At 63.8% G+C, this 9,215-nt stretch carries 9 protein-coding genes and 1 riboswitch; of the genes, 4 read left to right on the top strand and 5 right to left on the bottom strand.

Annotation, left to right across the window (positions count from 1 at the left end):
* The 5 genes from ACP159_RS25110 to ACP159_RS25090 form a co-directional block, all read right to left on the bottom strand.
* Positions 1-581: ornithine cyclodeaminase family protein (locus ACP159_RS25110; protein WP_425100718.1), on the bottom strand; the 581-nt coding region annotated here is incomplete at its 3' end.
* A gap of 125 nt (positions 582-706) precedes the next feature.
* On the bottom strand, positions 707-1,873 hold the full coding sequence (bhcC, locus tag ACP159_RS25105; protein WP_425097552.1) for a 3-hydroxy-D-aspartate aldolase BhcC: 1,167 nt from the start codon (positions 1,871-1,873) through the stop codon (positions 707-709).
* An 11-nt stretch (positions 1,874-1,884) separates the two neighbouring features.
* The gene (bhcB, locus tag ACP159_RS25100; RefSeq protein ID WP_425098181.1) at positions 1,885-2,847 is read right to left on the bottom strand and encodes a beta-hydroxyaspartate dehydratase BhcB; all 963 of its coding nucleotides are present in this window, start codon (positions 2,845-2,847) and stop codon (positions 1,885-1,887) included.
* A complete protein-coding gene (locus ACP159_RS25095) occupies positions 2,844-4,124 on the bottom strand; it encodes a D-amino acid dehydrogenase (protein WP_425102424.1) in 1,281 nt (426 codons plus the stop codon). The genes bhcB and ACP159_RS25095 overlap by 4 nt, the downstream gene beginning before the upstream one ends.
* A 99-nt stretch (positions 4,125-4,223) precedes the next feature.
* Positions 4,224-4,309, bottom strand: a riboswitch (glycine riboswitch).
* A 49-nt stretch (positions 4,310-4,358) separates the two neighbouring features.
* Entirely contained in the window at positions 4,359-4,871 is a 513-nt protein-coding gene (locus tag ACP159_RS25090; protein ID WP_425102423.1) for a MarR family winged helix-turn-helix transcriptional regulator, read from the bottom strand.
* Positions 4,872-4,994: 123 nt separating this feature from the next.
* Here ACP159_RS25090 and ACP159_RS25085 point away from each other — a divergent pair, with 123 nt between their 5' ends.
* The 4 genes from ACP159_RS25085 (at position 4,995) to ACP159_RS25070 (ending at position 9,075) form a co-directional block, all read left to right on the top strand.
* Positions 4,995-6,170, top strand: coding sequence for a M20 metallopeptidase family protein (locus ACP159_RS25085; protein WP_425102422.1), 1,176 nt, complete (start codon positions 4,995-4,997; stop codon positions 6,168-6,170).
* Positions 6,171-6,196: 26 nt separating this feature from the next.
* On the top strand, positions 6,197-7,231 hold the full coding sequence (locus tag ACP159_RS25080; RefSeq protein WP_425102421.1) for a TRAP transporter substrate-binding protein: 1,035 nt from the start codon (positions 6,197-6,199) through the stop codon (positions 7,229-7,231).
* A gap of 99 nt (positions 7,232-7,330) precedes the next feature.
* The gene (locus ACP159_RS25075; RefSeq protein WP_425102420.1) at positions 7,331-7,786 is read left to right on the top strand and encodes a TRAP transporter small permease; all 456 of its coding nucleotides are present in this window, start codon (positions 7,331-7,333) and stop codon (positions 7,784-7,786) included.
* Complete coding sequence (locus tag ACP159_RS25070; RefSeq protein WP_425102419.1) at positions 7,783-9,075, top strand: TRAP transporter large permease; 1,293 nt, start codon at positions 7,783-7,785, stop codon at positions 9,073-9,075. Before ACP159_RS25075 ends, ACP159_RS25070 begins: the two co-directional genes overlap by 4 nt.
* Positions 9,076-9,215 lie beyond the last annotated feature (140 nt).

Genomic DNA, 9,215 nt, shown 5'->3' with positions numbered 1-9,215 from the left:
ATCACATCCGCTTCCCGCATCCCCTCCAGCGGGACCGATTCGAACGGGACGCCGGCTTCTTCGGCAACCACCCGCAAACTGTCCAGCCGCGTCGCGCTCCGGTTCCAGGCGATCACCTTTTCGAACGGGCGCTGTTCCAGCGCGGCGCGTAACTGGAACGTCGCCTGGTGCCCCGCGCCGATCATCCCCAGCACCCGCGCGTCCGGTCGTGCCAGATGCCGGATCGACACCGAGGATGCCGCCGCCGTGCGCAGCGCCGTCAACAGGTTGCCCCCGACCATCGCCGTAGGCTGGCCCGTGTCGGGATCGAACAGGAACACCGTCGACTGGTGATTGATCAGCCCCCGGCGGTCCATGTTGTGCGGCCAGTAGCCCCCGGCCTTCAGCCCCAGCACCTGGCCTGCGCCATCGAAGCCGCCCTTGAACCCGTAGAGCGCGTCCTCGTGCCCCAGGGCTTCGCGCACCACGGGAAAGTTGCGCGCCGCCCCCGCCGCCATCGCGGCAAAAACCTGTTCGACGGCGTCGAACGCCGCCTCGCGGGTCATCAGATCGGCGATGACCCGTTCCGGTACGATCCACATGATATGGTGTCCTTCAAACTGCGACGCCCACCCAAGACGTCATCCGGGACCGAGTCCCTGCTTCTTCTTGGTGCAAATACCCCGGGGAGAGCGAGGGGCTGGCCCCTCGCACCCCCTGTCGGCGCTCAATAGGCCTTGCCGCGGGCCGAAACAGGCCAGACGCATTCGACCTTGCCGTTTCGAACACCGACGTACCAGTCGTGGACATTGGCGGTCGGGTCGCAATGACCGGGCACGAGGCGCAGCTTTTCACCCACCTTCAGCACGGCATTCGGATCGGCAATCACACCATGCTCGTCCGAGCATTTGACATATTCCACGTCGTCGCGCCCGTAGATGACCGGCAGGCCGCTGTCGACGGATTGCGCCTTGAGACCGGCGTCGCAGATCGCCTTGTCGGGCTTGGCGTGGCTCATCACGCTGGTCAGGATGAAGAACGCGTTTTCCCATTCGCCCGCGTCGATGCGCTGGCCGTCCTTGTCCAGAATGCGGCCGTAATCCGCGTCCATGAAGGCGTAGGACCCGCATTGCAGTTCGTTATACAGGCCGGAAGTCGACTCGAAGCAATAGGACCCGGTGCCACCACCCGACACCAGATCGGTGTCGATCCCTTCGGCCTTCAGCGCGTCGACCGCGTCCTGCACCTGCGCGATGGCCGCGTCGATCCTGGCCTTGCGCGCGCCGAAATCGTCCATGTGCTGCATCGCGCCCTGATAGGCCTGAATCCCGCGATAAATCAGGTTGCCCGCCGCGACGGCCGCCTTTGCGATCTCGACCACCGCAGGCGTGGTGGTTACGCCGCAGCGCCCCGCGCCGCAGTCGATTTCCACGAAGACGCCAAGGGTCGTGCCTGCCGTGACCGCCGCCGCCGACAGGTCGGCAATATTGGCGACGTCATCCACGCAAACGATCACCTCGCCGCCGCTGATCTTCGGCAGCTGCGCCAGCCGCGCGATCTTGGCCGGGTCGCGCACCTGGTTCGACACGAGGATTTCCTTGATACCCGCGCGGGCAAAGACCTCGGCTTCGGACACTTTCTGGCAGCAGACGCCGATCGCGCCGCCCAGATCCATCTGAAGCTTCAGCACGTCCACCGACTTGTGCATCTTGCCGTGCGCCCGATGGCGCATTCCGTGCGCCTTGGCATAATCGCCCATCTTGCGGACGTTGCGCTCCAGCGCGTCGAGGTCCAGCACCAGCGCGGGGGTCTGGATGTCGGCGGCGTCCATGCCGGGCTTGGCCGGAATGTCATAACCCACCTCGTAGAGGTCGAAATTGGTCAGGTCTTTCATCGGAAATCTCCTCAGCCCATCCAGGGCAATTTATCCAGATCGACGTTTCCGCCGGTGATGATGATGCCCACGCGCTTGCCGCGGAAGGCGTCGGGGTTCTTCAGGATGGTGGCCAGGGGCACCGCGCTCGACGGTTCCATGACGATGCGCAGATGTTTCCAGATCAGCTTCATCGCGTCGACGATTTCCGGATCGGAGGCCGTGTAGATCTCGCTCACGTGGGTCCGGACGAAGTGCCATGTCAGGTCCTTGAGTGGCACCAACAGCCCGTCCGCGATGGTCTTCGGCGCGTCATCGGCGATGATGTGCCCCGCCTTGAAGCTGCGAAACGCGTCGTCCGCCTGTTCCGGTTCCGCCGCGATGACTTGGCATTCGGGGGCGAGCGTCGCCAGCGTCAGGCAGGTGCCCGAGATCATGCCGCCGCCGCCGATCGGCGCGACCACCATGTCCAGCCCGTCGGTCTGCTCCATGAACTCCTTGGAACAGGTGCCCTGCCCCGCGATCACACGCGGATCGTTGTAGGGATGGACGAAGTCGCCGCCTGTCCGGGCCTGCACCTCTGCAAAGGTCGCCTCCCGGCTGCTCGTCGACGGCTCGCATTCCGTGATCACGCCGCCGTAGCGCCGCACCGTGTCCTTCTTGGCCTGCGGCGCGGTGCGCGGCATGACGACGTTGCAGGGAATGCCCCGCAGCATGGCCGCGTAGCTGAGGCAGGACGCATGGTTGCCGCTGGAATGCGTCGCCACGCCCTTGGCCGCCCGCGCGTCGTCCAGCCCGAAGACCGCGTTGCAGGCCCCGCGCACCTTGAAGGCGCCGGGTTCCTGGAAGTTCTCGCATTTGAAGAAAAGCTGACAGCCGGCCAGATCGTTCAGGTAATCCGAGACCCGCACCGGCGTGCGCCGGATATGCGGCTTGATCCGTCCATGCGCGGCAAGCATGTCGTCATAGGTCGGGATGTCCAGAAGGTCCTTCATGCCGCGGCCATCCTGTCCGCCGCCAAGGGCACGACCCTTCCGGGCGCACCGGCATTCACCACGCGCGAGGCTGCCACGGTTTCCGACACCATCTCGGCGGTGACCGCAGACAGGGTCCAACCCAGGTGCCCGTGCCCAGTGTTGTAGAACACCCGGTCGCGGACCCCCTGCCCCACCTTGGGCATCATGTTCGGCATCATCGGGCGCAGGCCCGCCCACGGCACGGCATGTTCCGTGCTGACACCCGGAAAGAAGCGTTCGCACCATTTGACCAGCGGCCGGATGCGGTCGTCTCGGATGTCGAGGTTGTAGCCGTTGAATTCCGCCGTGCCCGCGATGCGGAACCGGTCCTTGCCAAGGCGGCTGGTGACGATCTTGGCCTCATCGTCCAGAAAGCTGATCCAGGGCGCGGCCTGCTGGCTGGCCTCGTCATCCAGCCGAACGGTGATCGAATAGCCCTTGACCGGGTAGACATTCACGCGGTCGCCGAGCTGCGCGCCGATGCGGCGGCTTTCGACGCCTGCGCAAACCACGATGGCATCGAACGGATCGGTCTGGCTTTCGCTGTTCCGGCTCCAGGTCACGCGCACGCCCGCGCCATCGACCTTGATCGTCTCGACATCGGTGCCAAAGCGCAGCACGGCGCCGCCTGCCTCGATGGATTTGGCCAGACCCGTGGTGTAGCGGTGGATGTCGCCGGTGAAATCGCTTTCCGTGTAGTAACCTCCGTAGAAGTCGCCGGTCAGCGCCGGTTCGATGCTGCGCACCTCGTCGGGCGTGACGGCGCGGCGCTGAAGACCACCTTCGCCGAGCAGGGTGTTGACCGCGGTGGCATGGGCGAATTCCGCCTTGTCCGTATAGATGTGCAGGATGCCGCGGTCCTCGCAGTCGAAGTCGAAGCCGTGGCGCTCGGCCTTTTCCTTCAACAAGCCCCGCGCGGCGATGGCCATACGGGTGGTCTCAACCGTGTTCGCCCGATATTGCGGGATCGAAGCGACGAATTCCGCCATCCAGCTGTATTTGTGCCAACCGGGCTTGGGGTTCACCAACAAGGGTGCGCCCCGCGTCATCATCCATTTCATGCCCTTGAAGACCGTGGACCAGCGGTTCCACGTCTCGGCATTCGAGGCGGACAACTGCCCGCCATTGGCAAAGGACGTCTGCATCGCCGCATAGCGATTGCGGTCGAACAAGGTGACGTCATAGCCCCGATCCATCAGGCTCGACGCGGTTGTCACGCCGGTGATCCCGGCGCCGATAACGGCTATTCTGGTCATGGTATCCTCCCGCGACCCAAGGTTCCGTCCCGCCCGAAGGCAGGCTTGATCCCCTCTGTCACGGGTGGCGGGCAGAGCGCGCCAGCGCTTCAGACGCCCGTGCTGGTCATGGTCCTTTTGCCTGAGAGGTTCCGGGGGGTTGCTCCTTCGGCGCCGATCTTGTCGGCCTCTCCCATGTCAGCTTGGTAGGCGACAATTGGATCGCAGGATTATATTCTCTTGTCAAGACTATTATTAATCGAGAATAGTTTCAGTCTCGGCGTCCAGAGCCTCGCGATAATCCTCGGACGTGACCCAAGACCCCAGCCGTTCGAGAATCTCATTGAACACGCGCAACTCCTGGCGCGACAGCGGGTCCGTCAACAGCACTTCGAGCCGGTCTGACAGGCGCCGCCCGATCTGGCGGGTGTCTTTTCCCTTCTGAGTCGTGGACAGCAGGAAAACCCGCGCATCCTCTGCCGAATTCTCACGCTGTATCAGCCCTGCCCCCAGCAATGTTTGGATGATTCGAGACGTCAAACTGCGTTCGAAACCGGTGGCTTTCGATATTTCGGCAAAGGTCGTACCCGGCTGGTCGTCGATCAACCTGAGCACCCGAAGGTCGCGAATTCGGCACCCGGTCTCGCGCAGAAAAATCGCATCATTTGCGGTAATCGCTTCCTGAGCGACGATGTTCAACTTGTAGGTCAGCCGCTCATTCCTGAATGTCTTGTCGCGCTGCATGCCTTTTAACTCCGTCAGTTTCATACCGAAACGGTATCACCCCATACCCCGATTTTTAGCACGATTAGTCTTAACAAGAAACTATCTTGTCCAACAAGTATCCGCGTGCAATATTCTCAATGCAAGATCAAAAGAGGCCCGAATCGCATGTTCGACACCTGGTACGACATCCAACGTCAGACGTCCCACGATTGGCTGCGCGACCTGCACCGCCATCCCGAGACCGGCTTTGAAGAGGTCCGGACCGCCGAATTCGTGGCCGCCCGCCTGACCGAGCTTGGTTACGCCGTCGAGACCGGCATTGGCGGCACCGGCGTCGTTGGCACGCTGCACGCGGAAACACCCGGGCGCTGTATCGCCTTTCGCGCCGAACTGGACGCGCTGCCGATGACGGAGTCCGCACAGGTCGACTATGCCTCGACCGATCCGGCACGGTTTCACGGCTGCGGCCACGACGGGCACATGGTGACGGCGCTGACCGCCGCTGCCTATCTGGCCAAGACACGCGAATTCGAAGGCACCATCCGGTTCATCTTTCAGCCCGCCGAAGAATTGCTGACCGGCGCGCGGGCGATGATCGCGGACGGGCTCTTCGACCGTTTCCCCTGTGACGAGATCTACGCCCTGCATAACTCGCCCGACTTGCCCGCAGGCGTAATCGGTATCCCGGCGACTGCCGCGTTGTCCTCCGCCGACAACATCGACATCACAATCCGGGCCAACGGTGCGCATGGGTCGATGCCCCACACCGGCGAAGACGCCATCGCCGCTTGTGCGCATCTGATCACCGCCGTTCAGCAGGCCGCCACCCGCGTGGTGGATGCACGCGCGGCTGGCGTGATTTCCTTCGGCCTGGTCCATGGCGGCACCGCCCGCAACATCCTGCCCGATACCGTGCGCGTCGAAGGCACCATGCGCACCACGGACGCCAACGTGCGCGACCGGCTTGCGCAAGTGGTACAGGATGCCGCCCGCGCGACGGAAACCCTGTTCGGCGTGGTGATCGAGGCCGAGGTCGACAAGGTCGCCCGGGTCACGATGAACTCCGCCGCCTGTGTCACCGCCGTGACGGCATCGGCGTTTCGCACAGCCGGATCGGACCGCGTCACCGAGAAGGCCCGCGCGATGATGGCGTCCGAGGATTTCTCGGAACTCTCGGCGCGGGTGCCGGGAGCGTATTTCTTCGTCGGCCAATCCGGCCCGGCGCCGCACCATCCCGAATTCGTCTTCGACACGGGCATCATCCCGGTCGGGGCCGCCATCTTTGCCGATCTCGCGCGAACGAGGACCAGCAAGTCCGTGAACTCCGAAACTTTCGAATGAACATATCATCCAAGGGAGGAAACCCGATGATCCGACTTTCCAAGACCACCCTCTTGGGCGCCGTGGCCGCCACCACGCTCCTTGCTTCGGCCCATATCGCCAGCGCAGAAATGCTCGCCATGTCCTCGTGGGTGCCGCCGACCCATTTCGTGCACACGGATTTCCTCGTGCCCTTCACCGAGAAGGTCGCGGAAGTCACCGAGGGCCGCGTCACCATCACCATCCTGCCCGCGCCGCTGGCCAGCCCGCCGCAGCATTGGGAACTGGCCCGTACCGGCGTCGCCGACATCACCTGGGGCAACTTCACCTATGAACCCGAACGCTTCGTTGCCATGTGGTTCGCGGAATTCCCCAATGCCGGCACCAATGCCGAGGCGCAAAGCCGTGCGCTGTGGCAGACCTTTGACAAGTATCTGGCGGACAACGCTGCCTTTGACGGTGTCAAGATGCTGGGCGTCGGCATGTTCGGCGGCGGCCAGCTGCACCATGGCTCGGCCCCGATGACCACGCCCGCGGATCTCGCCAACGTGAAATTCCGCATGGGCGGGCCGATCCAGGAAAAGCTGCTGACCGCGCTTGGCGCTGTGCCGGTGGCCGCCCCCGCGACCAAGGCCTACGAGATGCTGGAAAGCGGCGTCATCGACGGCTCGCTGCACACGATGGAATCGGTGGTGAACTTCCGGCTGGAAGACAGCCTGAAGTACCACACCATCTTCCCGAACGGGTTCTATGATGCGACCTTCTTCGTCGCGATGAACGGTGCCAAGTGGGACGGTCTGGCCGAAGCCGACAAGGCAGCCATCGAAGCCATCATCGGCGAACCGCTGTCCGCCGCCTGGGGCCGCAACTTCGACGCGCAGAACCCGGCCGCGATGGGCAAGCTCGAAGCCGATGGCCATGACATCGAGCAGGCCTCGCCCGAGCTGATCGCGGCGGTCGATGCGATCTACGGCGACATGGTCACCGAATGGGTAGATGCCGCAAAGGCCGCCGGCGTCGAAGACCCGCAGGCGATGCTGGACTTCTACAACGACACCTATCGCGCTCTGGAAGCGAAATAAAACCGCGCAGGCAGGGTGGTGCCCCGCCCTGCCCCTTTTGGGAGGAGAGAACACATGCATTCCGTGGCCTGGAAAATCCGCCGCGCAGTGGAGACGGTCATGGCACTGTTTCTTCTGGCGATGGTGGCGCTGACCTTTGCCGACGTCGTCGGCCGGCGGCTGGTCGGGCGTCCGATCTATGGCGCCAATGACATCACCGAGCACCTGATGGCGCTGGTCGTCTTTGCCGGTCTGCCGCTGGTGACGGCGGCCGGGGCGCATCTGACCATCGATCTGCTGGACAAGCTCGTGAGCCAGCCGTGGATGGTCTGGTGGCGCGCCCTGACCGCCGCGCTCGTCACGGTCGTTCTGGCCGTCATCGCCTGGTTGTTCGTCAAGCACGGCCTCAACGCGACCCGCATATCCGAGGTCAGCCAGGCCCTGCGCGTCCCGCGCGCACCGCTGTATTTCTTCATTGCCGCCAGTTGCGCCCTGTCGGCGCTGGCCGCGCTTGCCATCGCCTTCACCGGGCCGATGGTCGACCCCGAAGACACCCACGAGGAGGAAGCCCTATGATCGTCGGTTCCATCGCCATGGCCGCGGCCATCCTGCTGGCCTTCCTGCGGGTGCCGCTCGCCATTTCGCTGCTCGCTGTCTCGGTCGCCGGGATCGGGTTCGCGATCAACTGGACGATTGCGCTGCAATTGCTGCCGTTGACCATCTCGGATGCGGTTCTGTCCTATGACCTCGCCGTCGTGCCGATGTTCATCCTGATGGGCAACGTGATTTCCAAGACCGGGATCGCGCATGACCTGTTCCGCGCCGCCTATGCCTTTGTCGGTAACGTGCGCGGTGGACTGGCCCTGTCCACCATGGCCGCCTGTTCCGGCTTTTCCGCCGTCTGCGGGTCCAGCTATGCCACGGCCGCGACCATGGCCAAGGTCGCCTATCCCAGCATGAAGAAATACCGCTATTCTGACGAACTGTCCGCCGGGACCATCGCCGCCGGAGGCACGCTTGGCATCCTGATCCCGCCGTCGATCATCATGGTGGTCTATGGCATCCTGACCCAGACCAATATCGGGGACCTGTTTGTCGCCGGTGTCATCCCCGGTCTGTTGGGCCTTGGCCTCTACATGCTGGCGATCCGTCTGGTTGCCGCCCGCAACCCCGAACACGCCCCACAGGGCGAGCCGACGCCCTGGCCGGAAAAGATCAAGGCCCTCTCGGGTATCTGGCCCTTCCTGCTGCTGTTCGGGCTGATCATCGGCGGGCTTTACGCCAAGCTCTTCACCCCGACCGAAGCCGCCGGGATGGGTGCGGGCCTCGCGATCCTGATCGCCACGCTTCATGGCCGCCTGACGTGGCGAGTGCTGCGCAAGGTCGTCATCGACACCGCCTATACCTCGGTCTCGCTCTACACGGTTCTCTTCGGCGCACTGATGCTGTCCAAGCTGCTGACCCTGTCCGGGCTGGCCGCCGGTGTGTTGGGGCTCGTGCAGTCCACCGGTCTCGAAGGCTACGCGCTCATCCTGGCCATCATGCTGGTGTTCCTCGTTCTGGGCTGCGTGATGGATTCGATGGCGATCATCCTGATCTTCGTGCCGTTGTTTGCACCAGTCGTGGTGTCCCAAGGGTTCAATCTGGTGTGGTTCGGGATCATCGTGATCGTTGTCACGGAAATCGCGCTGATCACGCCGCCGGTCGGGATGAACGTCTTCGTGCTCAAGGCCGTGCTGCCCGACGTGCCGATCGTGCGCATCTTCAAGGGCCTGGTGCCGTTCATTGCGGTCGACGTGATCCGGCTTGGCCTGCTGATCGCCTTCCCGGTCATCACGCTGTGGTTGGGATCGACGGTTGGCTGATTGCCGACCGGAAGTCAGTTGGCGCCCGACAACCGGACAGGTTGCCTGGCTTGCCGCGAACGAGGACGAGGAAGAACAGGGTGCTGGCAAGCGAAAGAATTGCGGGGCCGGTGTCAAGGCGACGGTGGCACTCGAGGCCA

The sequence above is a fragment of the Tropicibacter sp. S64 genome (genome assembly GCF_049803835.1).
GTDB lineage: Bacteria > Pseudomonadota > Alphaproteobacteria > Rhodobacterales > Rhodobacteraceae > Pacificoceanicola.
This window is presented reverse-complemented; position numbering and strand designations above follow the sequence as displayed.

What these genes read in the sequence shown, in the direction of transcription:
- ACP159_RS25070 (WP_425102419.1), top strand. Translation starts at nt 7,783, where the DNA reads ATGATCGTCGGTTCCATCGCCATGGCCGCGGCCATCCTGCTGGCCTTC.
- ACP159_RS25075 (WP_425102420.1), top strand. Translation starts at nt 7,331, where the DNA reads ATGGCACTGTTTCTTCTGGCGATGGTGGCGCTGACCTTTGCCGACGTC.
- bhcC (WP_425097552.1), bottom strand. Translation starts at nt 1,873, where the DNA reads ATGAAAGACCTGACCAATTTCGACCTCTACGAGGTGGGTTATGACATT.
- ACP159_RS25095 (WP_425102424.1), bottom strand. Translation starts at nt 4,124, where the DNA reads ATGACCAGAATAGCCGTTATCGGCGCCGGGATCACCGGCGTGACAACC.
- bhcB (WP_425098181.1), bottom strand. Translation starts at nt 2,847, where the DNA reads ATGAAGGACCTTCTGGACATCCCGACCTATGACGACATGCTTGCCGCG.
- ACP159_RS25090 (WP_425102423.1), bottom strand. Translation starts at nt 4,871, where the DNA reads ATGAAACTGACGGAGTTAAAAGGCATGCAGCGCGACAAGACATTCAGG.
- ACP159_RS25085 (WP_425102422.1), top strand. Translation starts at nt 4,995, where the DNA reads ATGTTCGACACCTGGTACGACATCCAACGTCAGACGTCCCACGATTGG.
- ACP159_RS25080 (WP_425102421.1), top strand. Translation starts at nt 6,197, where the DNA reads ATGATCCGACTTTCCAAGACCACCCTCTTGGGCGCCGTGGCCGCCACC.